Origin of the sequence: Cytobacillus praedii (genome assembly GCF_001439605.1) — a bacterium.
GTDB lineage: Bacteria > Bacillota > Bacilli > Bacillales > Cytobacillaceae > Cytobacillus > Cytobacillus praedii.
On record NZ_LMBX01000039.1, the window covers coordinates 1 to 24,687 of the forward strand.

At 35.6% G+C, this 24,687-nt stretch carries 29 protein-coding genes and 2 riboswitches; of the genes, 18 read left to right on the forward strand and 11 right to left on the reverse strand.

Features of this window, described 5'->3' with window-relative positions; all coding sequences use genetic code 11:
• Nucleotides 1-133 precede the first annotated feature (133 nt).
• Nucleotides 134-340, reverse strand: a complete 207-nt coding sequence (locus tag ASU02_RS24050; protein WP_057767963.1) for a hypothetical protein — start codon at nt 338-340, stop codon at nt 134-136.
• A 133-nt stretch (nt 341-473) separates the two neighbouring features.
• Here ASU02_RS24050 and ASU02_RS26770 point away from each other — a divergent pair, with 133 nt between their 5' ends.
• Nucleotides 474-614, forward strand: a complete 141-nt coding sequence (locus ASU02_RS26770) for a hypothetical protein (RefSeq protein WP_198317487.1) — start codon at nt 474-476, stop codon at nt 612-614.
• A 185-nt stretch (nt 615-799) separates the two neighbouring features.
• On the forward strand, nt 800-1,519 hold the full coding sequence (locus ASU02_RS24055; RefSeq protein WP_057767964.1) for a YebC/PmpR family DNA-binding transcriptional regulator: 720 nt from the start codon (nt 800-802) through the stop codon (nt 1,517-1,519).
• Nucleotides 1,520-1,697: 178 nt separating this feature from the next.
• Here ASU02_RS24055 and ASU02_RS24060 read toward each other — a convergent pair whose 3' ends face one another.
• Nucleotides 1,698-1,991 carry a spore coat protein gene (locus ASU02_RS24060; RefSeq protein WP_057767965.1) on the reverse strand — a complete coding sequence of 98 codons (294 nt, stop codon included), beginning with the start codon at nt 1,989-1,991 and terminating at the stop codon, nt 1,698-1,700.
• 21 nt (nt 1,992-2,012) lie between these two features.
• Nucleotides 2,013-2,216: a hypothetical protein gene (locus ASU02_RS24065; protein WP_057767966.1), complete on the reverse strand. Its 204-nt coding sequence runs from the start codon at nt 2,214-2,216 to the stop codon at nt 2,013-2,015.
• 139 nt (nt 2,217-2,355) lie between these two features.
• Between ASU02_RS24065 and ASU02_RS24070 the strand changes: the two genes are divergently transcribed.
• From ASU02_RS24070 to ASU02_RS24085, 4 genes are all read left to right on the forward strand, one after another.
• Nucleotides 2,356-2,808 (forward strand): YndM family protein, encoded by a 453-nt coding sequence (locus tag ASU02_RS24070; protein ID WP_057767967.1) that lies wholly within the window; start codon nt 2,356-2,358, stop codon nt 2,806-2,808.
• A gap of 225 nt (nt 2,809-3,033) precedes the next feature.
• Nucleotides 3,034-3,309, forward strand: coding sequence for a YqhV family protein (locus tag ASU02_RS24075; protein WP_057767968.1), 276 nt, complete (start codon nt 3,034-3,036; stop codon nt 3,307-3,309).
• 204 nt (nt 3,310-3,513) lie between these two features.
• Nucleotides 3,514-3,960 (forward strand): uracil-DNA glycosylase family protein, encoded by a 447-nt coding sequence (locus ASU02_RS24080; RefSeq protein WP_232426333.1) that lies wholly within the window; start codon nt 3,514-3,516, stop codon nt 3,958-3,960.
• A 390-nt stretch (nt 3,961-4,350) separates the two neighbouring features.
• Complete coding sequence (locus ASU02_RS24085; protein ID WP_057767969.1) at nt 4,351-5,136, forward strand: TraR/DksA C4-type zinc finger protein; 786 nt, start codon at nt 4,351-4,353, stop codon at nt 5,134-5,136.
• Nucleotides 5,137-5,259: 123 nt separating this feature from the next.
• Here the strand turns inward: ASU02_RS24085 and ASU02_RS26580 are convergent, their stop codons facing one another.
• The 5 genes from ASU02_RS26580 to ASU02_RS24105 all read right to left on the reverse strand — a co-directional run bounded on the left by ASU02_RS26580 (nt 5,260) and on the right by ASU02_RS24105 (nt 10,993).
• Nucleotides 5,260-5,412, reverse strand: coding sequence for a hypothetical protein (locus tag ASU02_RS26580; protein ID WP_157684563.1), 153 nt, complete (start codon nt 5,410-5,412; stop codon nt 5,260-5,262).
• 99 nt (nt 5,413-5,511) lie between these two features.
• Nucleotides 5,512-5,961, reverse strand: a complete 450-nt coding sequence (locus ASU02_RS24090) for a flavodoxin domain-containing protein (protein ID WP_057767970.1) — start codon at nt 5,959-5,961, stop codon at nt 5,512-5,514.
• A complete protein-coding gene (locus ASU02_RS24095) occupies nt 5,958-7,004 on the reverse strand; it encodes a ribonucleotide-diphosphate reductase subunit beta (RefSeq protein WP_057767971.1) in 1,047 nt (348 codons plus the stop codon). The genes ASU02_RS24090 and ASU02_RS24095 overlap by 4 nt, the downstream gene beginning before the upstream one ends.
• Before the next feature lie 22 nt (nt 7,005-7,026).
• Nucleotides 7,027-9,315 carry a ribonucleoside-diphosphate reductase subunit alpha gene (locus ASU02_RS24100; protein WP_057767972.1) on the reverse strand — a complete coding sequence of 763 codons (2,289 nt, stop codon included), beginning with the start codon at nt 9,313-9,315 and terminating at the stop codon, nt 7,027-7,029.
• 176 nt (nt 9,316-9,491) lie between these two features.
• Nucleotides 9,492-9,670, reverse strand: a riboswitch (cobalamin riboswitch).
• A 465-nt stretch (nt 9,671-10,135) separates the two neighbouring features.
• The gene (locus ASU02_RS24105; RefSeq protein ID WP_057767973.1) at nt 10,136-10,993 is read right to left on the reverse strand and encodes an MBL fold metallo-hydrolase; all 858 of its coding nucleotides are present in this window, start codon (nt 10,991-10,993) and stop codon (nt 10,136-10,138) included.
• A gap of 136 nt (nt 10,994-11,129) precedes the next feature.
• Here ASU02_RS24105 and ASU02_RS24110 point away from each other — a divergent pair, with 136 nt between their 5' ends.
• Nucleotides 11,130-11,315: a hypothetical protein gene (locus ASU02_RS24110; protein WP_057767974.1), complete on the forward strand. Its 186-nt coding sequence runs from the start codon at nt 11,130-11,132 to the stop codon at nt 11,313-11,315.
• A gap of 164 nt (nt 11,316-11,479) precedes the next feature.
• On the opposite strand, the gene ASU02_RS24115 is transcribed toward ASU02_RS24110, so the two are convergent.
• Nucleotides 11,480-12,484, reverse strand: a complete 1,005-nt coding sequence (locus tag ASU02_RS24115) for a DUF3231 family protein (RefSeq protein ID WP_057767975.1) — start codon at nt 12,482-12,484, stop codon at nt 11,480-11,482.
• 241 nt (nt 12,485-12,725) lie between these two features.
• On the opposite strand from ASU02_RS24115, the gene ASU02_RS24120 reads away from it, so the two are divergent.
• The 8 genes from ASU02_RS24120 (at nt 12,726) to ASU02_RS24155 (ending at nt 22,355) form a co-directional block, all read left to right on the forward strand.
• A complete protein-coding gene (locus ASU02_RS24120; RefSeq protein WP_057767976.1) occupies nt 12,726-13,703 on the forward strand; it encodes an NAD(P)H-quinone oxidoreductase in 978 nt (325 codons plus the stop codon).
• Nucleotides 13,704-13,830: 127 nt separating this feature from the next.
• Nucleotides 13,831-15,309 (forward strand): methyl-accepting chemotaxis protein, encoded by a 1,479-nt coding sequence (locus tag ASU02_RS24125; protein WP_057767977.1) that lies wholly within the window; start codon nt 13,831-13,833, stop codon nt 15,307-15,309.
• A gap of 169 nt (nt 15,310-15,478) precedes the next feature.
• Nucleotides 15,479-15,661, forward strand: a riboswitch (cobalamin riboswitch).
• 212 nt (nt 15,662-15,873) lie between these two features.
• The gene (locus tag ASU02_RS24130) at nt 15,874-17,748 is read left to right on the forward strand and encodes an anaerobic ribonucleoside triphosphate reductase (protein WP_057767978.1); all 1,875 of its coding nucleotides are present in this window, start codon (nt 15,874-15,876) and stop codon (nt 17,746-17,748) included.
• Entirely contained in the window at nt 17,745-18,194 is a 450-nt protein-coding gene (gene nrdG, locus ASU02_RS24135) for an anaerobic ribonucleoside-triphosphate reductase activating protein (RefSeq protein ID WP_057767979.1), read from the forward strand. The genes ASU02_RS24130 and nrdG overlap by 4 nt, the downstream gene beginning before the upstream one ends.
• A 42-nt stretch (nt 18,195-18,236) precedes the next feature.
• On the forward strand, nt 18,237-18,554 hold the full coding sequence (locus tag ASU02_RS24140; RefSeq protein WP_057767980.1) for a YciI family protein: 318 nt from the start codon (nt 18,237-18,239) through the stop codon (nt 18,552-18,554).
• Between the two features lie 229 nt (nt 18,555-18,783).
• Nucleotides 18,784-20,622, forward strand: coding sequence for an SLC13 family permease (locus ASU02_RS24145; protein WP_057767981.1), 1,839 nt, complete (start codon nt 18,784-18,786; stop codon nt 20,620-20,622).
• A 212-nt stretch (nt 20,623-20,834) separates the two neighbouring features.
• Nucleotides 20,835-21,116 (forward strand): DUF1450 domain-containing protein, encoded by a 282-nt coding sequence (locus ASU02_RS24150; RefSeq protein WP_057767982.1) that lies wholly within the window; start codon nt 20,835-20,837, stop codon nt 21,114-21,116.
• A gap of 6 nt (nt 21,117-21,122) precedes the next feature.
• Entirely contained in the window at nt 21,123-22,355 is a 1,233-nt protein-coding gene (locus ASU02_RS24155) for a hypothetical protein (protein ID WP_057767983.1), read from the forward strand.
• A 57-nt stretch (nt 22,356-22,412) separates the two neighbouring features.
• Here the strand turns inward: ASU02_RS24155 and ASU02_RS24160 are convergent, their stop codons facing one another.
• The gene (locus ASU02_RS24160) at nt 22,413-22,994 is read right to left on the reverse strand and encodes a VanZ family protein (RefSeq protein WP_057767984.1); all 582 of its coding nucleotides are present in this window, start codon (nt 22,992-22,994) and stop codon (nt 22,413-22,415) included.
• 115 nt (nt 22,995-23,109) lie between these two features.
• Between ASU02_RS24160 and ASU02_RS27140 the strand changes: the two genes are divergently transcribed.
• The 3 genes from ASU02_RS27140 to ASU02_RS27150 are packed head-to-tail and all read left to right on the forward strand — an operon-like array spanning nt 23,110 to nt 24,151.
• Complete coding sequence (locus tag ASU02_RS27140) at nt 23,110-23,565, forward strand: DUF418 domain-containing protein (RefSeq protein ID WP_232426334.1); 456 nt, start codon at nt 23,110-23,112, stop codon at nt 23,563-23,565.
• On the forward strand, nt 23,529-23,945 hold the full coding sequence (locus tag ASU02_RS27145) for a hypothetical protein (protein WP_232426335.1): 417 nt from the start codon (nt 23,529-23,531) through the stop codon (nt 23,943-23,945). Before ASU02_RS27140 ends, ASU02_RS27145 begins: the two co-directional genes overlap by 37 nt.
• Nucleotides 23,924-24,151 (forward strand): DUF418 domain-containing protein, encoded by a 228-nt coding sequence (locus tag ASU02_RS27150; RefSeq protein WP_232426336.1) that lies wholly within the window; start codon nt 23,924-23,926, stop codon nt 24,149-24,151. Before ASU02_RS27145 ends, ASU02_RS27150 begins: the two co-directional genes overlap by 22 nt.
• A gap of 302 nt (nt 24,152-24,453) precedes the next feature.
• Here ASU02_RS27150 and ASU02_RS24170 read toward each other — a convergent pair whose 3' ends face one another.
• Nucleotides 24,454-24,648: a hypothetical protein gene (locus ASU02_RS24170; RefSeq protein ID WP_057767985.1), complete on the reverse strand. Its 195-nt coding sequence runs from the start codon at nt 24,646-24,648 to the stop codon at nt 24,454-24,456.
• Nucleotides 24,649-24,687 lie beyond the last annotated feature (39 nt).

Here is a 24,687-nt window from a genome sequence, read left to right on the forward strand (position 1 = left end):
AAAAATTAAGGACTTTTTTATAAAAAGGGGTTCGGAATGAGACCATTCCGAACCCCTTTTGTCGACAATCTGAAAGGGAAAATCCTCAATTGTAATTGAGGATTTTCCCTTAAACAAATTATTTTGATGGCATTTATTCTTCAAAGTAAGCTCTAAATGATTTTAAATCGGTATTATTTTTATTTTGAAGATAAGGATTATCAATGGTTGAGTCTTTTGGATCTAAATTCGTTTTAATTTCCAATCTAGGTCCAGATATTCTTCGTTCAGCAATTATCCGATCATTTAACTCATTAAAGTCGGGAAGACTCTGATTACCTGGCTGTCTTGGCTCTGACATTCGGGCACCTCCTTTTTAAATAGCTTGCTTATCTCAATAAAATATATGTGAGGCCAATCTAACGGCGCATGATTATTTTTATAAAGAATAAGCACAATAAGAAGGTAAGTCGAAGTAAAAGGGGGGAATTGAAGTGTCAAAAAATAAACAAACACCTTCTGCAGAAGTCGATCAAAAGAAATTATTAAATGACAAAGTGGAAGCCCTTCGAAAAAACAACTTTGAAGATGACCATGTTCGAAAAGTCACTTCAAATGGAGCACAAGGTCAATAAATAAGAAAAGAAAGAGTTGCATATGCAGCTCTTTTTTTGAATTTATAACTTAACAAATGAATTAAATAGGTATAAAATAATTTAGTGGCAGATGCCAAGGTTTATTTATGAAAATGTGAATTGAATTTGTCAAAGAGACCAATTCATATTTGAATCTGATTCAATCTCGAAAGTGAGTGTTCATTATGGGTCGTAAATGGAATAATATTAAAGAAAAAAAAGCGGCAAAGGACGCAAATACCAGTCGGATATATGCAAAATTTGGCCGTGAAATTTATGTCGTTGCAAGACAAGGCGAGCCAGATCCTGAAGCAAACCAAGCTTTAAAATTTACATTGGAACGTGCAAAAACATATAATGTGCCTAAACATATTATTGACCGTGCAATTGAAAAAGCAAAAGGCGGGTCAGAAGAAAATTATGACGAGCTTCGCTATGAAGGTTTTGGTCCTAATGGATCAATGGTTATTGTCGATGCATTGACAAATAACGTTAATCGTACAGCTGCGGATGTGCGTGCAGCATTTGGGAAAAATGGCGGAAACATGGGTGTGAGCGGATCGGTTGCCTATATGTTTGATGCCACTGCTGTTATTGGACTAGAGGGAAAAACGGCGGATGAAGTGCTTGAAATCTTAATGGAAGCAGACGTAGATGTTCGTGATATCGTAGAAGAAGATGAATCAGTAATCGTTTATGCTGATCCTGACCAATTCCATGCGGTTCAAGAAGCGTTGAAGAATGCAGGAATTACGGAATTTACAGTTGCTGAACAAACGATGCTTGCACAAAATGACGTAACTCTTTCAGAGGATGCACAGGCAAAGTTTGAAAAAATGATTGATGCATTAGAAGATTTAGAAGACGTGCAGCAAGTTTATCATAATGTGGATTTAGGGGAGTAAACCGAATAGAAATTGCGGAAGTCAGGATTTCGGCTTTAGAGAATTCAAGTCTTGCTGTATTTATTTCAGGCAGGTTGGTTATAAAGGGACCATACCTGAAATAATTCCTGTGATAGAAATAATAGTTAAAAACCCCTTGAAAAGAAGGCGATACTTTTCCTTTTCAAGGGGTTTTTCTTTAAAGTTGTTTATCTGGGTGCAAATTATTTTGCATATATTCTTGTACTCTGTGGATTTCTTCAATTGAAGCGATTTCAGTTTTATACCAGCCTTTTTCTTCCATAATTTCATACAGTCTGTATTGATTGTCATTGGCATTATCATAACACTGCTGATAGATGTCTCGTAATTGCTTATGGCTCGTTTCTAAAATGGTATTGCTAATACTGCGACAACGGCCTTTCTCCAATTCTAAACAAAGCTGCAGCATTTCCCGATCTGTTAAACCTCGTCCCTCGATGTTATTTGGCATTCCCTAGCACTCCTTTCCTTCTTACTGAATCATTTTTGAACGGTTAAAATATTGTGAAAGATCGGCAATTTTCAATTGGTGTTTTTCTGCTAGCTGTTCGAGATTTTTTCTTAGCTCTTGGTCCTCACAAAGGGAAGCACACCAATTCATTGTTTTTGCAGTTATTTCCTCTGCTCTTATTTCATCTTCTATATAAGAAAGTTCCTTTGTTGTTAGCTGATTCAATGCTTTTCACCCCCATGAATAAGAATCCTTTTCCTTGCTAGTATCCATTAAAATTAACCTTTTTATCCATCTGACTACGAACTCATGCGTGAATAAGATGAAATAGATCAAACAAAATATCATTAAAGGAGATGAAATAATGAAACATGTAAAAGCACTAGCAATAAAAATTATTGTAAGTCTTATCCTGTTGTACCTAATCTTAGGGGGGATGTACGGGATGAGCTTTGGAAATGTCTTATTCATCACTATAGTGTTGGGGATGGTTTCCTATACAATTGGTGATTTGCTGATCCTTCCGAGAACGAATAATCTAGTCGCATCACTCGCTGACTTTGGTCTGGCTTTAATGGTTATCTGGTTAATGAGCAGTGTTTTCCCGAATAACGGAAATGGGTTTTTGATGTCTTTAATTGCATCATTAGGGGTAGCACTCTTTGAATCAATTTATCATAAATACATTTCGAAGAATGTGATTAATAACTCACAATCGATTTACAATTACACTGGGAATTTACGATATCAAACTGAGGCCTCAGAGGAGCTGACACCACAAAGAGCAGAATATAAGAATGAAGATAAGGAGAAATAAATACTTGTGTAATTATAAAGGAAAGACCAGTTTCTTTGGTTTTTCCTTTTTTTATTATTCCATAATTGAAAAAATGATCCCAAAGTTTTCACAAAGAACAGCAGGAAAGGTATCAAGATTAGATTCTGCTTACTTTTAAAAGCCTATCTTATAAAAGAACATGTCCTTCTTCTTTAGAATGATGATGCATATATTAGTGAAAGCAAATGGATTGGGAGGATTAGAATGTTTCAGTTATTCGAAAAGGCTATTATGAGTATGGCATTATTGAGAATTATTTCGGGTAGTATTGAAATTTTCGTTGCAATTTTAATATTAAAATTTAATGACATTGAAAAGGCACTTCTCGTCAATAGTTCCTTAGCAATGGTCGGACCAATTATTTTAATCATTACAACAACGATTGGTCTGGTTGGATTGTCCGAAAGGGTTTCTCTTACAAAACTCATTTGGATTTTTGGAGGAGTTGCATGCATCCTATATGGGGTTAGAAGTAGTTAACTTCTGCTGGCTACTGGGATAATTAATGGACAAAATAGAGGGAAATACAGCATTCGTTAGGAGATGAAATACGATGTCCGATTTTTGTCCTGAATTATGGTTAGAGGAAGCAACCCCAGAAGACCATAAAGATTGCCAAGAATGTGACCTTTATAAACATGGAACTTGAATGATGTGGGGGGAAGGGATCCTGATGCACCTATAATGATAATTCTAGATAACCCAGGAGCTCGTGAGGACAGGGAAGGAAATTCAATTATTCGCGGAACAAGACAAACATTACAGAGAGCAGCAAATGAAGTGGGGTTAAGGAAAGAAGACTTATACATAACGCATATTCTGAAAAGAAAGCCCGTTCGTGCATATGATAAGGAACAAATTCGTCAAATATGTATGAGGCATTTGAATGAACAGCTATGTGCAAAAAATCCAAAACTCATCCTGTGCCTGGGAAACATTGCTGTCCAATTCTTTTTCAAAAGAGCAGAAGCAGAAGTAAAAACAATGCGTGGTTCGTGGTATGATGTTGAAGGATTTCAAACAACAGTTGCTTATCATCCGCTTGCTGTTAGGCGGCGTCCTAACGTGTGGCCATTATTTTTGAATGATTGGCTGTTTGTTGCAGCACGTTACCGCAGATTAATGCAATAGGGAGATACACACTAGATAAAACACTAATATACAAGTAACCAGGACTTTCACGTTTGAAAAAGTCTGTTTAGCCTTTTGGCAAAAAAATATTAACCCAAACAGGAGAAGAACGACTCCATAAATTCACAAGAAGCGATTTTCAGTAAAATGATAACGGTCACCTTCAGCATAAGACGCACCAGTATCCGCCGGCACTCAAATAATCTCATCTCCTTTAAATGATAGGGTATTGGTATGTACGGGTTATTAGAATGCACAGGCCGGAAAGGTATAACAAATTTATTTAAGCAGAATTTTTTGATACATTCATGAGGATTATCTAGTTATAAGAGAATGGAAATGAGGGAAGCTATAGTTAGTGGTCAAGAGTAAAGGAAGGGACTGGCTAATATGCTTTCAAAACAAGAATTATCCGAGTTTAAGAATAAGCTACATGGGTTAAAGCAGGAAATTAACAATAGATTTGAACAAAATGATCATTTTGGTTTAAATGAATCATTTTGGAAGGAATCCATGGGAGAGCTTTCGAACTATGATAATCACCCAGGTGATGCAGGGACTGAATTATTTGAAAGAGAAAAAGATATTGCACTAAATGAGCATTTAGAAGATGAGTTAAAAAATATCAATAGAGCTTTAGAGGCAATTGAAAATGGTACTTATGGGAAATGCAATGTCTGCTCGAAGGATATTCCGATTGAACGATTGGAGGCCTTGCCAACAACTATCTTCTGTATCGAACATTCACAAGATCAGACCACATCACATAGACGCCCAGTTGAAGAAGAAATTATCGGGCCACCTTTTAAAAGATTTGTTAAAGATGAAGCCGAGGATGAAAGTGTTGGTTTTGATGCAGAGGATTCGTGGCAGGAGGTAGCAAGATGGGGAACAAGTGAATCCCCATCTGATATGTCTAATCCATCTGATGATTATAATGAAGTATATATGGATTCAGGAGAAAATGTAGGGTTTGTAGAGGATTTCGAAAATTTCGTTGGTGTAGACATGGAAGGGAAAAATATTACGGTCTATCCAAATGCCGGGCACGAGGCGCTAGAGGAACAATTAGATGATGAGGATATAATGACATCATTTGGTGATTTGCCAGCATATGAAAAAGATCCATATACTTCAGAATATCTTGAACGAGAAAAACATAGGGAAGAAGATTAAGGGGAATTTTTGATTGATCGTAAACGATTATTTTTGTTAAGGCGATTTTCTTTTAGGAGGAATCGTCTCTTGCTGTTATTACAATAAAACATTTAAAACACCGTTTTAACGGTGTTTTAAATGTTAGCTGGGATCATTTTCATCTAAGGATAAGGTAACAACCTTCGTGTATTCTCCACTTGAAATCTCTTCAAATGTGGCATTTTTATCTAGTTCGTCTTCCGTGTTCATTCCTTCGGCTAAAGTAGGTTCTTTTGCTTGTTTATTCTGCTTCAAGATACATACACCCCTTTCATATCTATAGTGTCCAAGGGATGTACTCTCATTCACTTTTTCCAAGTAGAGAAGAATTGTTAATGCAAGCTGCAAACAAATTCAGCTATGGCAACTTGTTTGAATTCGATTAGCAAATAGCTCAACAAATCTTTTACACTTTGATATATCTTGCTTTTGAAGCAATAATTCAATTTTTAAAGTCACTGCTAAATCAGTATTGATTTTTAGTAAATCTCTAAATTTATCGACTGCTCCACAAAAATGTGGATAGAAAGAATCACCAGTACCAAATACACCTGTAATCATTTTCATTTGTGGTATTTTTTCAAATTCCTGAAAGAGAGGTTCCATTTCTGCTGGAATATCACCATCGCCCCATGTATAGGTGCCAATCGCTATCGCATCGAATGTTGATAATGTATGAATAGGGAAATCTGCAATATGAAATAAATGAGCCCTAATGGTCTGCCGGCTGAATAATTCATGTAGTAAATGTGCCAGCTCTTTCGTATTGCCTGAAACCGATGTGTAAATAATTCCGATTTTCATAATTCATCAAAGCCGTTGTCTTGGGACACCTTCGTATAGGTACGTGACTTTTGTTCGAAGAAATCAGACTTTGTTTCATTCATCATTTCATCGCTGAAGACATGAATCCAAGGCATCGGATTTTCGCGATCCTCATAAAGATTTTCAAGTCCTAATTGGCGAAATCTTTTGTTTGCTAAATATTCCACATAGCCTTCAAATTCATTTAAGTCAATTTCTTTTATTTCCTTCAAAATATATTGCGCCCATTCTTTTTCGAGCTGAACCGCTTGGTGAATCGTATCATAAACATATTGAGTATTACTTACTGTATTTAATTCAGGATTTTCCGTCAGAAGAATCCGAACAAATTGGGCAATAAAATAAGCATGCTGCATTTCATCGCGTTGGATGTAACTGATCATTGTGCTTGTTTTAAGCATTTTTTGCTGGCGTGCTAAGTGATAGAAAAAGGCAAACCCCGCGTAAAAGTAAATTCCTTCAAGATTGATTGAATTAATGCATAGCTCGAACAGATGCTGTGGGGTTGGATCGCTTCGGAAACTTTCATAAGCATCTAAAATAAGCTGATTGCGTTTTCGGACAATCGGATCATCCTTTGCTTGATCAAAGCGAGCGTTTTGTTCACTTAAAGGAACAAGCGAGCTTAAGATATAGGAATATGATTCATTATGAACTGCCTCCTGCTGAGAAATAATTGCGAATATAGCTTTAAAGCTTGGATCGGTTACATAATCCATTACTTGAGTCATCGTGGGTGTCTGCAAACTATCAAGAGAAGCCAGCTGTGTATTGATCCGCAAAAATATATCTTGTTCAGTCGGGCTTAGTAATTCCCATTGTTTAATATCATCCTGCATGTTAATTTCTTGGGCTTTCCAAAAATTAGATAATAAGGTTTGATACATACGGTACATTTGCGGGTATTTAATATCGTTCCAATTTAATATACCAGAGGACTGACCGTTAATAATACGGGTAGGTTTGTTAGGATACTCTGGGTTAAGGAGCTTTATTTTTGAAAGGGTTTGATTGATGCTCATAAGTTTTCCTCCTCGTTTAAGTTTAGCTATGGCAAGCTTCACACTCATCAATTTCTGTTTGTGAAGTACTGCGTACATAATATGTCGTTTTTAATCCATGCTTCCATGCTTCCAGGTGAAGCTGAAGCAATTCACGTGCTTTAATATCGTGGCGAACATAAAAATTAAAGCTAATTGATTGGTCAATATGTCGTTGACGAGAAGCATTCTGCTTAATACTCCATAATTGGCTTAATTCATGCCGGACAAGCCGGTAATAATTGTACGTATGGTGATCCAAGTCAGGGGCAGTTACTTTAAATTTAAAGTTTTTCTTTTCCTCTGCGTACTCAATGGCATATAAAGGATCAATGCCATCTGTGGAACCACCGATCTTTGCTGTAGAAGAATTTGGAGCAACCGCAAGCATCCAGCCATTTCGAACCCCATGCGTTTGGATATCCTCTTGAAGCTTCATCCATCGCTGGGACGTATAGCCTTTTCGTGTAAAATACTCTCCTGTTTGCCATTCGGATCCAGAAAACATTTGATATGCACCTTTTTCTTTTGCTAGTTCCATTGAAGATTGAATGGTATGGTAACTTATTTCTTCATATAATTCATTTGCATAATCAACAGCATCGTCTGATTCCCAATGAATTTCCTTGAGGGCGAGTAGATGATGCCAACCAAAGGTTCCTAAACCAACAGCCCGATACTTTTCATTTGTGTATTTGGCTTGTCCAACTGAAATATGATTAATATCTATCGTATTATCGAGCATGCGCATTTGGATTCGGATGAGTCGATTCAACACATTCGATCTGACTGCGTTAGGCAGATGAATAGAAGATAAATTACATACGACAAAGTCCCCAGGTTTTCTAATGATGACAATATTTCCTTCAGCATCTTGAAATTCCTTTTGAATCACAGTTGCAGACATATTTTGCATAATTTCAGTACAGAGATTGCTGCAATAAATAGAGGTACGTCCACTCCCTTTCACATGTTTATTTGGATTTTGACGATTTACCTCATCTCTATAAAACATATAGGGAGTGCCTGATTCCAATTGTGAAACCATGATTCGAGCCATGATATCCATTGCCCGGTAGGTTCTTCTAGGAAGAAGGGGGTGATTAACGGCTTCTTCATACTTTTGGGTGAAATATTGGTTATCTACCTCATCGTAATAATCCTCAAGTCCCAATGGTGTACCAGCTTCATCCTTCCAGCCCATCACTTGCTTTACTTGATGAGGGCAAAAGGTATGCCATTCACCAATGCTTCGTCCTGTTTCATCAACTTCTTCTAGTCTTTTCATAAACAAATCTGGTATAGAGACACCTGTAAAAATATCATGCGCTTTACGGCGTTCATCCCCATTGTTCGTCTTTAAGTCTAAGAATCCGTTCATAATATCTTTGTGGAAAATATCAAGATAAATAGCTACAGCACCTTGTCTTTGTCCCAATTGATCTACACTGACGGCAGTGTCGTTAATTAATCGAATCCATGGAATAACACCTGAAGAATTTCCTTTAAATCTTTTAATATCAGAACCTAAGGCACGAACCTTCCCATAATAAACGCCAATGCCGCCGCCATCTTTGCTTAATCTAGCGATATCCCAATTATTTAAATAGATACTATCCAATGAATCTTCGACAGTGTCAATAAAGCAAGAGGAGAGCTGGCCATAGCTTTTCCCTGCATTTGCCAGAGTGGGGGTGGCAACCGTCATATATAGATTGCTTAATGCCCAGTAAGCTTCTTTCACAAGTGATAATCGATTAGATGGACATTCATGCTTCATTAAAGTCATTGCGATGATCATGAATCGTTCCTGGGGCAATTCGTAAATGTTTTTCTCGTAGTCTTTGGCAAGGTAGCGATCGGCGAGCAAAAACAAGCCAACATAATTAAATAAATAATCTTTTTCTGGATCGATTTCCTTCCCGATTTCGTTAATTTCATTTTGTGTATATAGATCTAGTAAATCTTTTGAATAGATTCCTACATTTGTGAGTTTAGTAATCAATTCATAGAGATCCCCATACTTTTGCTCCTTTTTATAACCTCTGTTTTCGGCTGCCTGTTCATAAAGTTGATTTAAATAGAATTGGGCAGCAAGGAAGGTCCAATTTGGCTGCTCCATTGATATTTTGTTCAAGGAATAGTGGAGTGCAAAATCATTCATCTCTCGAGGGGACATATCCATTTTACTAACCTTTTGTTTAAGTTCATGAATATCGATTTGGTACATACTAGATGTCCTCTCTAAAGCCTCCAAAATAGAATCTGCTTCTGTATGAATCATTGTTTTCATAAAAAATTATTCCCCTTTCAGTTCATTTATTTTTAACTTTTGGAAAAAAGGGGGGAAAATAAAAAACCCATCACTCTAAAAAGAGGATGGGTTTAACAAACGTTGATATGTTAATAGACAAAATAAATAGGTCTATCAAAATACCCTCGTTCTATCTTCCCAGCTCCCGAAGAAGATAACACGTTATAAATATGGCAGGTCTCCTGACTCGTGCTTTGGCCTACTTTAAGTCCTTCCCATCCTAATGGACAGTGGCTTACTTATTTCGTCAGCACTTACAGTTGCGGGAACAGCTCTGGACTTACACCAGATTCCCTATTAAGTCTTTACAGACACCATACTTACAGGTTTATCACTGTATATTGTAGTATTGTTGGAATTCTAATACTATATTTTGTACTTTTATGATTATAAGCCAATCAATAAATTTTGACAACATTTTTAATTTCTTCCTATGGGAAAGCATTATTTTCCTTCAACATCAAAGAGATGATAACCTTTTAGTGAAAATCAAACAAAAAGTACCCTTTGTTTTAAACCCAAATTTTTTTTCACTGGAGGAACTAGCCGTAAATGATGATACCAGTACGGAGCAGATCCTGTGATCCCCGGTCAGCATAGAGTTCAAATGAAACCCGTCGGAATAAGTTTTATGAGACTTGGTCATCAAAGAGCTCAATTGGTTCCCGCCCGGGGGTAGTTTTGATGAGCCCCGCACATCAAAGAACTCATATGAATTAGCACCAAATTCTTTATTTCGAAAACCGGAGTCATGGTACGATCCTGGGTATTAGAGAAACGATTAAATATTCTATCTTTACTAATGGATATTTTTATCAACATATTTCCCAAAGTCAGGTATAGCAATTTTATCAAAGTCACGAACTAACTTTTCAAGACTCTCTGATAATAATTCACCACTCATTGGCAAACCATGGCCTGTTACTGCAACTTCAGGCTGCAAAGCTACCAATTTCATAACTGATTCTTTAGAAGCATTCCAGTCTGTTGTAAAATATCGTGGAGGTCCATTTATTTCTTGTTTTTGTGTTAATACTTTATAAAGTGAATCTTGTTTAACCGTTACAAATGCGTCTCCTGCAATCAAGGCCTTGTCTCTATCTCTGAATAATGAAATATGTCCTGGTGTATGTCCGGGCGTATGGATCCAGCGGAAACCTGGCATTGACGGGACAGATCCATCGGAAGGCAGTTTTTCTACATTTTTTCCGATATTTATTGGTTCATTTGGAAACAATGGTGACATTTTTGCCACCATTCCACCTTCAACTGTTGGATCTGGTTCCGGATAACTCATTTGGCCTGTTAGAAACGGAAGCTCTAATTCATGTGCATAAACAGGAATCTCCCAATGCTTAATCAATTCAACAATTGCACCAACATGATCAAAATGCCCGTGTGTCAAGATAATGGCTTTAGGGCGACTATTAACACCAAAATAATTTTCAGCTGCTCCAATGATTTCATTTGCTGAATTGGGCATACCTGCATCTACTAAAACAAATTCGTTTGTTTCTGGGTTTCCGACTAAACTAATATTAACAATTTGAACTGTGTGACAAAATAAATCAGGCAATACTTGAATATAAATTCCACTCCCTATGGAAGTAGCGGGAATGAATTTATAATCACTTCCATAATTGATGTCCTTATCCATTAACTTTATCCTCCTTTTGATCTACTACATAGATAGCTTCCCTTAGTTTTAGTAAATTAAAACCACCAATAGTAAACACAGGCAGGAAGGGATTAAAAATATAAAAGATATTCTATCTGAAAAGGTTGAGAAATCTATGGTGAAGTTTTTTCATTTACCTAATGAATGGAAAGCTGTGTTTGCAATGGGACTTCCATTTGATGTTTTACCAGTTGATACATTAGATTCAGATCGTGTAATGATAAAAATTATGGGGGTTCATGCAATCGATAAGATCACAGCTATAGTTGAGGGAAGAAAAAATGGAATTAGACTATATTAAAACGGGATAGGTCATTAATGCGAAAATTGCTCTCTAGATTCTGTGGAAGCTTATTATTGTTAAAATTTTAAATAAAACATGAATTAATGATGACTAACAAATATAGATTCGTTAGTCATTGCTTAATAAAAAGCATTACTCTTTGATAATATCACCATTCCATACTAACCCTTTGACAAATCTTTACGATCATCTGCTTGTGGAGGTTCCTCCATCCATCCATGTTTAATCATTATTTTCGCTCCATCTTCAGCATATAGTGAGATTTCTGGGATCAATGATGCATATTTCAATCCTAAATCTTTTCTAGGGCTTGCTGCCATAGCCATTCCAAAATTTCCAACCCCAGCTGCAATCATCGCTGATATATGAAACATGATTAGCTTGTCAGAAAAAACACTTGTAGTACTATCAGTTACAGACGAATCCCAACTCATAGGGGCGGGTAAGTCTTCTTTTATTAAGAAATTGCTAAATATATCTATATATTTTTGTGATAGCTCTTTTCCTCTTAACAAATACTGTTTAACTTCATCTGTCTTTGCAGTTTGAGCAAAACCAGTTATAAGTGCTTTTCCAATAGCGTTTGTTTGAATATTTAAAAATAAATGAGTGACTTCGACTGAAGTAAGCGCTCTCTTTTTTCCAAAAAAACCAGCCAAAAACTGTTCCCTTTCTACAAAATCTACTTTATCTGGAGTAGAAATATAAGGAGGTCTTACAAAGGTACCTTGTATTAACATTAATTCCCGAGTCTTGTCCTGCAATTCAACACCTTTGGCTAAAACCCTTTTATGAAAAGCAACTACATCAGGGCGAGTGACCAAACCCAAAGCTGCACTGCTAGCTGCCATGGCCAGAATGGACATTTGCCGTAAATACATTATTACAAAAGTATCTGAAAATAGCTTTGGAGCTTGAGTATTTACATCTTGTTCAGTAAATCCAATCGGTAGAGGGAATTTTTCCTTTGTAAAAATGTCATTCATAATTGAAAGATTGTTTTTTGCTTCATTCAATGTCCATTCAATAATCGGACTGACTTCCTTATCTTCCACTTTATTTAAGAAATGGGTGTTGACACAGACTGCTAGAGTGTCATTAATAAATTGGGTCCATAAACAAGACATTTCTGCGGCTGTTAATCGAATGTTTGTTTTATTCTCCATTTGAACAACCTCCAATTCCATATAGGAATAATATCTCCCTAATTCGAAAAAAATATAAATAAACAATTCAGTACAATCTTCTATAGAGATAATAGAACAAATTGATTCTATCCTGTGTTATATTTCCTATCTTCAATACTATAGATGAATTTAAAACTATTATTCTGCATAAAAGGTGAAAAAGCTTTATAGTTTGTTTTGAATTCTATTAACATCACCATAAGATAAAGGAGATAGAAGAATGAAGGCAGTTATTGTCAAACAGCCTGGAGGAGCAGAACAATTGCAATTTCAGGATTTTCCAAAGCCAAAAGTAAAAGACGGAGAATTATTAATTAAAGTAAAGAGTTCAGCAATCAATCGTACAGATATTATTTCAAGAGAAGGAAAGTCTGGCTACTTAAGTAATCCAATCTTAGGAATTGAAGTGGCTGGAGAAGTTGTGGAAGCAGCACACGGTGCAGAAATCGAGGTAGGAGCCCGTGTGATGGGGCTTGTGAATGGGGGAGGATATGCGGAGTATGTTGTCATGCCAGCAGAAAGAGCCATGAGGGTACCAGACCACCTTTCATTTGCCGAGGCAGCAGCGATTCCTGAGGTTTTCTTAACAGCGTATCAAACCTTATTTTGGTTAGGTGAATTGACTGATCAAGATACCGTACTTATTCATGCTGGTGCAAGCGGGGTAGGAACAGCAGCTATTCAATTAGCTAAACAAATGACACAGGCAAAAATTATTATAACAGCCGGTTCACAAGAAAAGGCAGACTTCTGTCATTCTCTAGGAGCAGATGTCTGTATCAATTATAAGGAGCAATCATTTGCTAAAGAGGTATTAAAAGCAACAGACAACCAAGGAGCAGATGTAATTCTGGATTTTGTAGGTGCGTCTTACTGGGAGAAAAATTTAAAAAGCCTAAAAATAGATGGAAGATGGGTGTTAATTGGGATTTTAGGTGGGTCTGTCGTAGAAAAAGTAAACTTAATGGAGCTGCTTGGAAAAAGAGTTCAATTAAAAGCTACATTACTAACACCTAGAAGTGATGAATATAAAAAAGAGCTGACAGAGGAATTTGTAAATAGGGCAATCCCTTTATTTAAGCAAGATAAAATTAGACCAATAGTAGATCAAATTTTCCCATTTGCAGACATCCAACATGCGCATAAACATATGGAGGCAAATAGGAATATAGGAAAAATAGTTCTACATGTAAATTAAGTTAAGATTTAACCCAGCCCATTGTTTTAGTATTAAATAAATTAATCAAATTTAATAATTTATGTCGAAAAACTCTTAAAAGAGCCGATAATATAAAAAAGTTATAATTTTCTATCGGGGGAAAAATATGAATGCTATCGAACAATTAAAATTATTGGATTTGAAAAGTAAAAACAAACTAATGTTAATAATATACTCGATATCAACGGGTATTGGGTTAATCAGTATGCTCTCATTAGATCCAAAATCTATTATGAGTATACTTAATCTACTTCAAGTAATCATCTATCCAATCGTATATGTATGGACGAATAAAAGTAAGAAAGAGTATTTATTTCCCTATGTAATTGTCATAGGAATGAACGCATGTATGTTGATTACGACCTTATTAACAGGCGGCAATCTTGCGGGGGTTATAAGTGTATTTTTCTTTACTATTTTTGCTGCTGTTCCATTTAATAAAAAAATCTTTGGAATCGGTTTTGTTTTCGGGGTAATTATCCTTTCCTATAATAGCTTTGTTCCAGAAGACACATACGCTTATTTGAAAGACGAATTTGCATCATTTCTATTAATTTATTTGCTATCAACGGTCCTTTTAAGTGTATTAATTCACCTAAATGATAAGCAATACAAAAAGCTTCAAGACTATATGGATCAAGAAGAAACAAATTCAAGATCAAAGGAAGAACAAAAAGTAAAGCTTGAAAAAGAGCTGCTGACTATTGCAGAAAGTTTAAGTAAAGTGAATGAAAAAATTCAATATAGTGTTGCTTCACAAGATGAAATAAGGATTGCTATAAGTGAAGTTTCATCAGGAAGCCAGATACAAAGTGAACAAATTTCAGGCATTGCTAGCAATGCACATAATAATTTAATGGTTTTAAATGAAATGAACAGATCAACTAAGGAACTTATTGAAGAATCTGTTCAATCTAGTAATGCGGCTGAAGAAGGTCAAACGAAGGCGAAGCATCTTATGAATGAGATGGATAATTTGCAAACTGTTATTAGTGAGCTTAATAATAACTTTATAACACTAACTCAAAAAATTGAAGAAACGAATCAATTTGCCCATCAAATTCAGCAAATTACAGAGCAAACGAATTTATTAGCATTAAACGCTTCCATTGAGGCTGCGCGAGCAGGTGAAGCCGGGAAAGGATTCTCCGTTGTAGCAGAAGAAATAAGAAAGTTAGCTGATACAACGAAAGGAATCACTATTAAAATTACTGAAAACCTTATAGATGTTAACAAGACTAATGAGTTAGCCCAAGGAAATATGAAAGCAAGCAGTGTGAATTTAAACCAAAGTGTTGAATCAACAAAAGAAGTGGAAGAGAAATTTGCTGAACTAAATATGATGCTGAAAAAAGTAAACAAAAAGTTCCAGGAATTTGAATCTCTATCTAAAGATGTAGGAAGAAACAGTGAAAATGTTGAATCATCTACAAATGATTTCGCAGCAATTATCGAGGAAGCAACAGCGAGCTTACAGCAAGTTAATGCCTCAATTGAAACAATAACTGCAGATAATCGTGTAATTGCAGAATATATCCAACAAACAGCAGAGAGTGCAGAAAATATTAAGAAATCATTTAATTAAGAGAATACATAAAGAACGAGAAGAGGAGAATTGGTATGGTGCTGATCTTACTCTTCTTTTTTTCCTACGTTTATGTTGGCTATTGTCAAAATAAAGACAGTTCAATATAATAATAGAGATATAAACACAATATGATGTGTTTATTTTGAAATAAATACACTACATATAGTGTTAACCAAGTGAATAAGGTGCTCTTTCGAGGGCTGAAAAGGGAATCTGGTGAGAAGCCAGAGCTGTACCCGCAACTGTAAGTGCTGAGGATTCAAACAAGAACCACTGTCGTTTTTGATGGGAAGGTGTTTGATTAGATTGAAGCATAAGTCAGGAGACCTGCCTTATTTATACCGTGTTATCTTCTTCGGGAGTTGGGAGGATCGAACGATGGTAGATTTGTAGAATTTTTCTGCAAGTATGTCAACGTGATCTCAGCCATTTCTCTAAAGAGAAGTGGTTTTTTTATTCACCTATTTTCCTTGGATACATCTTGGTTAAGTAAATGTAAGGAGGTTAGAAAGCAAACCACGTAAATAAATTTTAGGAAATTGAATTGATGGGGGAATAAAAATGGGACAATTAAGCTACAAGGTAAACAAAAGCACATGGGAATTAATTAAGAGTTTTGAGAAAATAACAAATGCTTCAGATCAAGAAATAATGAATGAGAATGCGAATATGGACGGAAGATCACCAATGGGGCAAATGAATAAATTTGGAAGTGAATCTGCTAAATACTATGCAGTGGAGCATCAATTGTCGGAGCCTATAAAAAATTCCGTATTGGATAATTATATTCATATCCATGATCTGGATTACATGCCAATGGGTACGACAACTTGCTGTCAAATCCCACTTGGTAAACTTCTTGCAGACGGATTTAATACAGGACATGGATATATGAGACCTCCGCAAACGATCAAAAGTGCATTAGCTTTGGCATCAATTATTTTACAGGCAAATCAAAATATGCAGCATGGTGGACAAGCTTACCCGATGTTTGATTATGATTTAGCGCCCTATGTTAAATTAACCTTTGAAAAACATTTTCGAAGGATCAATGAATATAAAACATCATATACATCCAAAGAAATAGAAATAATTGCATGGAAGGAAACAGATCAAGATGTATTTCAGGCATGTGAAGCGTTTATTCATAATAGCAACTCCATGCATTCACGTGGAGGTTCACAAGTTCCATTTATCTCAATAAATTATGGGACAGATACGTCAGCAGAGGGCAGGATGATTACTAAGAATATCCTATTAGCTACACAAAGGGGGCTGGGAAAAGGAGAAACTCCGATCTTTCCTATTCAAATATTTAAGGTGAAAAAGGGAATAAACTTTGAACCTGATGAACCAAATTATGATTTATACCAATTGGCTTTGGAAACAACAGCTAAGCGTCTTTTTCCAAATTTCAGTTTTATAGATGCTCCCTTTAATCATAAATATTACGATGGCACGCCAGAAAGTGAAATTTCCTATATGGGATGCCGTACAAGGGTAATGGCAAATCGCCATGGAGAGGAAAATAGCATCGGGCGCGGAAATCTCTCCTTTACTAGTATAAACCTTGTAAGAATAGCGTTAACCAGTAATAAGGAGGAGCAATTTTTTAATAAACTGAATTATTATTGTGAAATTGTCATTCAGCAATTATACGAGCGATTCTTATATCAGAGTAAGAAGAGGGCACAAGATTTTGCCTTTTTATATTCCCAGGGGATATGGCGTGGAGGTGAGGAGCTTGGCAGAGAGGATACGCTTGAAAATGTCCTCTTGCAGGGAACCTTGTCCATTGGATTTATTGGACTTGCCGAAGCTTTAAAAGCATTAATTGGCACTCATCATGGGGAGAATCATCACGCTTGGGAACTTGGTTATAAAATTGTTAAATTTCTAAGAACAAAGGCGGATCTAGCTGCCGAACGGCATAACCTAAATTTCACACTAATTGCTACACCTGCCGAAGGTTTATCAGGAAAATTTACGAAAAGAGATCAAGTGGACTTTGGGGAATTGAAGGATATAACGGATCGATCTTACTATACTAATTCTTTTCATATCCCTGTCTATTATCCAATTAAGGCGATTGATAAAATTAGGAAAGAAGGACCCTTTCATGAACTATGTAATGCTGGCCATATTACATATATCGAATGTGATGGGTTTTTAAAAAATAATCTTCAAGCCATAGATCAGTTAGTAAAAGCCATGTACGATAATAGGATTGGCTACGGTTCTATCAATCATCCAATAGACTACTGCAAGAAGTGCAGCTATTCTGGCATTATTCATAACGAGTGTCCAAGCTGTCATACGACTGAAGAATCGGAAATTTCTAGAATTCGGCGCATTACTGGATATTTAGTAGGTGATATGTCTAAGTGGAATAGTGCTAAAAAACATGAAGAAAAAAATCGGGTAAAACATTTATGAAGGTTATGGGTATCCATCATGATTCTGTAGTTGATGGAGAGGGATTAAGAACTGTAATATTTTTTGCAGGATGTCCACATCATTGCTTCGGCTGTCATAATCCTGAGAGCTGGAATCTTAAAAACGGAAAAGAAATGTCCGTGCAGGAGATAATGGATGAAGTACTGTCAAATCCACTCACTGATATTACTTTTTCGGGAGGAGAACCATTCTGCCAGGCAAAAGAGGTAAAAGAACTTGCAAGGGAATTAAAAAAACTTAATAAAAATATTTGGATGTATACTGGATATAAAATTGAACAGTTAAAAAGCAGCGAGGATAAACATGTCGGTGAATTGTTGGAATATTGCGATGTGTTAGTGGATGGACCCTTTATAATAGAGAAAAGAGATATTACACTGCCATTCCGTGGAAGCTCCAATCAAAGAATTATTAAACTAAAGTAGCTTAACAATGTAGTATAACCTAGATTAGATGGAGGTAATCTAATGGAAAGCAGCACCAATAAAAATAGTGATGTTCTTTATGTTATATTATTATCTATTAATCATGGGAAAAAGCTAACTGAACCAGTCATCCGTAAACATATTTCATTCTTAAGGAAACTGGAGGAAAAGAATCAGTTAGTGCTGTGCGGCCCATTTCTTGACTATAAAGGCGGTATGGTTATTATTCGAGCAGAATCAATGGAAGAAGCAAAAGCAGTAGCTGAATCCGATCCGTTTATCACATCAGGATTGGAAAGCTATGAAATTCGTACAATGGAAGTTTCTTCTGAAGAAAACAACCATCTTGGTATGGGATAATTATAGAATATCTAAATTATGGCCGTTGATGTAACATAACGGCCATTCATTACAATGATGGTTTTCTTTGTCCATATATCTAGATAAAAGACGTTTGTATACAATTTATGAACTTTGCAGTAGCAAAATGATTTTCTTGAGAACAATACTTATAATGAAATAGATAGGAGAACGGTAGTACAGCAGCCTATTCATCAGATGATTTCAACAGAAAGGGTTTACTTATAAAATGCAGCTTATATTAACATTTGTCATTTTAGGTCTTACAATCTTTCTTTTTATGAGTAATCGTGTACGTGCGGATTTAGTTAGCCTTATCGCATTGCTTGCATTTGTTATGACAGGTATCTTAGATCCGGCTGAAGCACTGGCGGGCTTTTCGAATTCAGTTGTAATTATGATTGCAGCATTATTTGTTGTAGGAGCAGGCATTCTTCGTACAGGGCTTGCCCGTAAGGCAAGTAATTTGCTTTTACGCTGGACAGGTAATAGTGAGAAAAAGTTATTTTTTCTCTTGCTAGTCATTGTTGCTGCAGTAGGCGCCTTTATGAGCAACACGGGGACGGTAGCCATTATGCTGCCAGTTGTTATCAGCATTGCTGTTAGTATGAAGGTGAGCTCATCAAAGTTTTTGATTCCACTTTCTTATGTTGCGAGCCTATCAGGATTATTAACACTAATCGCTTCTCCCCCCAATTTAATTGTCAGTCAAGTTCTTGTTGATCATGGTTTTGAGCGACTTCGTTTTTTTGATATTACGCCAGTCGGTATTGCGGCTGTCATAACAGGAATTATTTATTTAATGATTGTCAGAAAAGTCCTGCTGCCAAATAGCAACAATAAGAAACAAATTAGTAATACTCAACTGTCTCCAAAGGAACTCATTCAACATTATCATTTGGAAGAGAACTTACATCGTGTTCAAGTACTAAATGAGTCGCCGATGGTGGATCGGCCATTATCTGAATTGAAAATTCCAGCAGATTATCATCTTTGTATATTGAAAATTGACCGTAAATCAGCTGAGGGCAGGAATCTTTTACCTATTACCTATCAAGAAATGGCTGGACCAAAGAGTGTCATACACGGCAAGGATATTCTCTATATTCAAGGATCGAAAAGCCAAGTGGAGAAATTAGCCAAAGATTATCAGCTAGTATTTGAAACAGATCAATCAAAAAATGATTTAGTATCAAGTCAACTTGGAATTGCTGAGGTGCTGTTAACACCACAATCAAGTTTGATTAATGAAACGATTGAGGATATAGGGTTTAGAGAAAAATATAATTTGAATATTATTGGTATTAATCGAAAAGGCACATATATTTTAAAGGATATGTCCAATGTACGGCTTCGTTTTGGAGATGCTCTCCTTGTACAAGGCTCATGGGAAGAAATCGAGTTGCTTTCAAGAGAAACCAAAAATGTTGTGGTCGTTGGTCAGCCGAAAGAGCACGCAAGCATGGCAGCAGCAAATGGGAAAGCACCAATTGCTGGTGGAATTATGCTTCTAATGATTGCAATGATGATTCTGGAAGTTTTTCCAACTGTTATTTCTGTATTAATCGGTGCTGTTCTTATGATCATCACTGGGTGTTTACGAAATATGGATGATGCCTATGGGCATTTGAATTGGGAAAGTATTGTGTTAATCGCCTGCATGCTGCCTGTAGCAACGGCATTAGAAAAAACAGGGGGAATGGTGGTTCTTTCAGAAGGAATCATAGATGTAGCTGGCGGGTATGGACCATTAGGTGTGTTAGCTGGTATATATTTAATTACAATGGTTTTCGGCCAATTTATTAGTAATACGGCAACTGCGGTGTTATTTGCTCCAATTGCGATGAATGCGGCTATGAATATCGGGGTTAGCCCCTATCCATTCTTAATAACGGTTGCGGCTGCAGCGAGCATGGCGTTTGCAACTCCTGTTGCATCACCAACAAATGCAATGGTCATGACTGCGGGAGGATATAAATTCAGTGACTTTTTAAAGATAGGAATTCCCTTACAAATAGTCATGTTCATTGTAATGATGTTTATCATTCCGTTATTTTTCCCATTTTAATCAGGCGCTATCCTTAATGGATAAGCGCCATTTTTTGTACAGGAAAATTGAAATTCTGAACTTTATGTGAAATTATTGAGCTTTATTGTAAATTTAAGTGTGTTAGAAAAACGAAATATTTGATTGCCTAATTAATTTAGAGATATATTTAATAAAGTTAATAATTATATGGTTTATAAAAAGATTCCAACTTAATAAGGAATGTGACTGCTATGAAACGATTGAGTAAATTATTTTCAAAACAAAAAAAGATACAAATTGATTTTTGTGAAAAAAATCTAGATCGGTTTTTAACCGAAGAAAATAGCTCTGATTATGAGCGTTTCCTGAATCAGAATCATATTCAATATAAGGAATACAGCTGTCAAAGCAAATGTGAGCAATGCAAGAAATCTCCATATGCGATTGTGGACGGTGAATTCATTGCAGCAGAAAATTCGGATGAACTTTTAGTAAGGCTAAAACATATCGCAAGTAATAATATTAAGGAGTAGAGAGCAGTGCCAAGATTATTCGTTCATTTTACTTTCTTCTTTTTTACGCTAACAGCTTTGTCAGGTGTATGGATGCGTTTTGTCCCATTTAATCCGACTACTTCGATTCCGTATACAAATGTGCTTCATGGGCATTCCCATTTAGCTATTCTAGGATGGGCATTTTTGGGTGCGTTTATTATTTTCCTGTCTGTATATTGGCGTACGATTAGGCAGAGGAATCAGGCAATCGCGTTGACCATTATGTTATTTTTTACATCCCTTTTGATGTTTGCCGCTTTCTTATACCAAGGGTACGGCATCATTTCTATCGTTATGTCTAGTATTCATATTTTTGTAGAGTATTGGGCAGCGGTATTTATAATACGGCAATTAAAAATTCAGAATGAAGTGCCAAAGTCAGGTCTATTATTTATTAAAGCCTCATTATTAACATTAGTTATCTCATCCTTTGGTCCATTTTCACTTGGATATATTTCGGCAAACGGGATGAAGGATTCGATATTCTTTGATGTTGCGATTTATTTTTATTTGCACTTTCAATACAATGGCTGGCTTTATTTATTCTTAGTCGGCATGTTTATCATTCTTGTTCATTCGAAAAATATTTTCATTCAAAGCTCTTATATTACCTATGGATTTTGGTTTTATATGCTTTCCTTGTTCCCGGGGTATTTTTCTAGTATTTTGTGGGTGGATTTAGGTGAATTTGGTATGATTCTTGCGGCTATAGGAAGTATAGGACAATGGATTGGAGTTATATTTACCTTGGCTGCTTTTAAAACGATTTGGGGGGAGCTTGCCCGCCATTTATCAAAATTCACTATAACTTGTCTGTACATAACCTTTTTGTTATTGTTTTTTAAAAGTACAATGGAGTTAGGATTAATATCGCCTACATTAGCAAATTTAATCTATGATACAAGAAGTATTGTTATAGGTTATTTGCATTTTACTTTATTAGGCTTTGTTAGTATTTTTATTTTAGCTCAATATCAGATGTTGAATATAATCACTACTAAATGGTTATCTATTCTTGGTTTTTCTATATTTTTTGCAGGATTTCTTCTAAATAAACTGCTGTTATTTGGTCAAGGCCTTTTTCAATGGCTTGATTTTCCAAGATTGACTTTTGATACAGGTGGCCTTTTACTTGCAAGTGGCTTACTATTAATTGGGATTCTCATTCTTTGGCTTTCTTTTTTTCAAAAAAATAATAACCGAATAGTAAATCATTAGTTGATTAAGAGAAAATAAACCCGTTCGCACTGAGTAAAAGTGGACGGGTTTTCCTGTTTAATAGAGCCTGAATATTCTTTTGAATGCAGGATAAAGTAAATAACCGATAAAAATTCCAAGCACATTTAAAATTAAATCATCAATATCTAAACTGCCACGATGGGTGATAAATTGCATGGTCTCTATTAAAGAGATGAATGCAATAGGTATCAAAAGCAGCCAGAGAGTGGATAAGTTTTTCTCCATCAATAAAATACCATATGGAATAAACAAGCCAATATTTGCTGTTAAATTATAAAAAGAGACAATCCATTTCACATTCCCGTTAAGATAATAGTAGATTGTGGAAAATGGAATTAGGTTAATTGAGTCATAAACTTGATTATTCGGCCGAAAAAATAATAAAAGCAGCAGTGCAAAAGTATAGAAAATGAATATCCATAAAAAAAGTGAATGATGTATATAAATGGTTTTCTTATACATGAACAAAAGGATAAACAGGATGACGATAAAAAGACAGAAGAAAACTACAGCCAATACAATTGGATGCAGATAGGAAACCAATTGAATAAAAAATGGAAATAATAAAAGGAAGAAGCAAATAGCAAATAACAATGAGAGAAAGATTAGTTTTTTCATTTTTATCACCCCATTTTTATTTAAGGTTAATGTAAGGTTCACATAAATTTAGTGTAAGGTAGGCGAGCTAAGATGATTATACAATTATAAAACAATTTTTAAGCAGTTATACAGAATGAATCCATCAATTACACAGAAAAAAAGAATCATTTCATTAGACATTATTCGCAGAATTGCGTTATTTGGTATTTTATTTATTAATGTAGGAGCATTTCAGGTACTTATAGAAGGGGGGCCCATGCCAGATTATAGCGGGATAAATGGCATGATTGACACTCTAATCAAAGTCTTTATAGAAAAGAAATTCTTCTCGACTTTTTCATTTTTATTTGGAGTTGGGTTTTATATATTTGCTTCCCGCGCTGAAAGTCGTGGAGACGAGCCAAGATTACGATTTTTCCGACGTTTAATGGCACTATTATTGCTGGGAAGTATTCATATATTTATTTTTTGGGGTTCGATCCTAGCGGTATATGCCATCATTGGTTTATTTCTTATCCGTTTTTACCATGCAAAGATATCGACAATAGGTAAATGGCTTGGGGTAGTCTTCATATTATTTCGAACCTAATGATGCTATTTGCATCGGTTATGGGTTTATTAACTAATTTTATTACGTTTCTTTCTAATGATGTAATTGCCATCTTCATTATGTTCTTATCAGGATTTTTGGCTGCAAAAGCAGAATGGATTAGTCATATTAGCAATTGGTCCAAACAAATTAAATGGATACAAGCGGGGACAGTGCCTCTATTTATTGGATTCTCTATTTGGATATGGGTTTCTTCACAAATGAATAGCCAAAGTCTTAATACAATCATTGCATTAGGAGTATTGCCTACGACTTTATTTTACTTGTCTACCTTATTTTTAATCTTAGAAAATAAACTCATTAGGAAATTCCTCCAGCCAATTGCGCGTGTGGTCAAATGGCTTTTACGAATTATGTAGCACAAAGCATTCTTGGGCAGGTGATCATCTCAATATTAGGTCTCGAGGCTGTGTTACCAAATGATATTGTCATCATTTCGATTTTGATATATGCGATTCAAATCATCTTTAGTATCATTTGGTTTAAGTACTTTAAAATGGGACCCCTGGAGAAGGTATGGAGATTTATGACCTATGGAAGATCTGCCAGCCAAAGCCCAAAATGATTATGACTAAAAAAGCAGACAAGGCAAAAACTCAGAGGGAGAGTTTTTGCCTTGTCTGCTTTTCATTTATAATTTTGTTCACTAATATAGAATGTTGAGTGAAATGGCATTATGTGATTAAAAAATAAACAAAGTAACGGCAAAAGATTAAGACTTGGGACAACGTTTGAAATTTTTATTTAGTACCTATAATAAATTATTAAGATCCCTTTAAATAGAAAACGAATATGAAAAAACCTATCAAAACACTTTCACAATAAAGAAGTTTTGACAGGCGTGCTATAATCCATAGATTGTAATGTTTATATTTTTCTAGTAAATAGTTTTAGCAACGGATGCATTTTCCTATCAATGATTTTTAACTCATTCATAAGTAAATCCTCCTGGTGATCTGCTAACCATTTCTTCAGTTCATGTTTGTCCTGGCAATGGGTTAAATATGTTTGACCGCCTTTTCCGACAGCATTTACAATAAATCTACAAGAGGATTTCCTCATGTTTTCCCGCCTTTTATAAATAATTTGAAAGTATGCTAT

Coding starts and splice junctions, on each gene's coding strand:
- ASU02_RS24145 (WP_057767981.1), top strand. CDS start 18,784: ATGCAGCTTATATTAACATTTGTCATTTTAGGTCTTACAATCTTTCTT.
- ASU02_RS27145 (WP_232426335.1), top strand. CDS start 23,529: ATGGCTTGGGGTAGTCTTCATATTATTTCGAACCTAATGATGCTATTT.
- ASU02_RS24110 (WP_057767974.1), top strand. CDS start 11,130: ATGGTGAAGTTTTTTCATTTACCTAATGAATGGAAAGCTGTGTTTGCA.
- ASU02_RS24080 (WP_232426333.1), top strand. CDS start 3,514: ATGATAATTCTAGATAACCCAGGAGCTCGTGAGGACAGGGAAGGAAAT.
- ASU02_RS24100 (WP_057767972.1), bottom strand. CDS start 9,315: ATGAAAACAATGATTCATACAGAAGCAGATTCTATTTTGGAGGCTTTA.
- ASU02_RS24070 (WP_057767967.1), top strand. CDS start 2,356: ATGAAACATGTAAAAGCACTAGCAATAAAAATTATTGTAAGTCTTATC.
- ASU02_RS24095 (WP_057767971.1), bottom strand. CDS start 7,004: ATGAGCATCAATCAAACCCTTTCAAAAATAAAGCTCCTTAACCCAGAG.
- ASU02_RS24160 (WP_057767984.1), bottom strand. CDS start 22,994: ATGAAAAAACTAATCTTTCTCTCATTGTTATTTGCTATTTGCTTCTTC.
- ASU02_RS24050 (WP_057767963.1), bottom strand. CDS start 340: ATGTCAGAGCCAAGACAGCCAGGTAATCAGAGTCTTCCCGACTTTAAT.
- ASU02_RS24060 (WP_057767965.1), bottom strand. CDS start 1,991: ATGCCAAATAACATCGAGGGACGAGGTTTAACAGATCGGGAAATGCTG.
- ASU02_RS24115 (WP_057767975.1), bottom strand. CDS start 12,484: ATGGAGAATAAAACAAACATTCGATTAACAGCCGCAGAAATGTCTTGT.
- ASU02_RS24120 (WP_057767976.1), top strand. CDS start 12,726: ATGAAGGCAGTTATTGTCAAACAGCCTGGAGGAGCAGAACAATTGCAA.
- ASU02_RS24140 (WP_057767980.1), top strand. CDS start 18,237: ATGGAAAGCAGCACCAATAAAAATAGTGATGTTCTTTATGTTATATTA.
- ASU02_RS24150 (WP_057767982.1), top strand. CDS start 20,835: ATGAAACGATTGAGTAAATTATTTTCAAAACAAAAAAAGATACAAATT.
- nrdG (WP_057767979.1), top strand. CDS start 17,745: ATGAAGGTTATGGGTATCCATCATGATTCTGTAGTTGATGGAGAGGGA.
- ASU02_RS24075 (WP_057767968.1), top strand. CDS start 3,034: ATGTTTCAGTTATTCGAAAAGGCTATTATGAGTATGGCATTATTGAGA.
- ASU02_RS24090 (WP_057767970.1), bottom strand. CDS start 5,961: ATGAAAATCGGAATTATTTACACATCGGTTTCAGGCAATACGAAAGAG.
- ASU02_RS24085 (WP_057767969.1), top strand. CDS start 4,351: ATGCTTTCAAAACAAGAATTATCCGAGTTTAAGAATAAGCTACATGGG.
- ASU02_RS27150 (WP_232426336.1), top strand. CDS start 23,924: ATGGCTTTTACGAATTATGTAGCACAAAGCATTCTTGGGCAGGTGATC.
- ASU02_RS24130 (WP_057767978.1), top strand. CDS start 15,874: ATGGGACAATTAAGCTACAAGGTAAACAAAAGCACATGGGAATTAATT.
- ASU02_RS24170 (WP_057767985.1), bottom strand. CDS start 24,648: ATGAGGAAATCCTCTTGTAGATTTATTGTAAATGCTGTCGGAAAAGGC.
- ASU02_RS24125 (WP_057767977.1), top strand. CDS start 13,831: ATGAATGCTATCGAACAATTAAAATTATTGGATTTGAAAAGTAAAAAC.
- ASU02_RS27140 (WP_232426334.1), top strand. CDS start 23,110: ATGAATCCATCAATTACACAGAAAAAAAGAATCATTTCATTAGACATT.
- ASU02_RS24055 (WP_057767964.1), top strand. CDS start 800: ATGGGTCGTAAATGGAATAATATTAAAGAAAAAAAAGCGGCAAAGGAC.
- ASU02_RS24105 (WP_057767973.1), bottom strand. CDS start 10,993: ATGGATAAGGACATCAATTATGGAAGTGATTATAAATTCATTCCCGCT.